The organism is Bradyrhizobium campsiandrae, assembly GCF_014529705.1.
Lineage (GTDB): Bacteria > Pseudomonadota > Alphaproteobacteria > Rhizobiales > Xanthobacteraceae > Bradyrhizobium > Bradyrhizobium campsiandrae.
In genome coordinates, this window is record NZ_JAANIH010000426.1 from 1 (window position 1) to 241 (window position 241).

1 protein-coding gene is annotated in these 241 nt (G+C 66.8%); it reads right to left on the reverse strand.

Going from position 1 to position 241, the window contains the following annotated elements; all coding sequences use genetic code 11:
* On the reverse strand, window positions 1-241 hold a 241-nt coding region (locus tag G8O24_RS43780; protein ID WP_244646483.1), incomplete at both ends, for an ABC transporter substrate-binding protein.

Here is a 241-nt window from a genome sequence, read left to right on the forward strand (position 1 = left end):
CAGGCCCGCGAGCAGGCCATCCTTGAGCCCTTCGCGATCGACGCAGAGATTGGCGGCCTTACGCACGCGAATGTCGTTCCAGGGCGAGCCTTCGACGCGCGAGAACTGCCACGGCCAGACATGCGGCGTGACGTTGTCGACGATCTTCATGCCGGCGGCCTTGAGCTGCGGCACGGCATCGGGCGCTGGCGTCTCGATCAGGTCAACCTGGCCGGCAAGCAGCGCATTGGTGCGCGTCAGC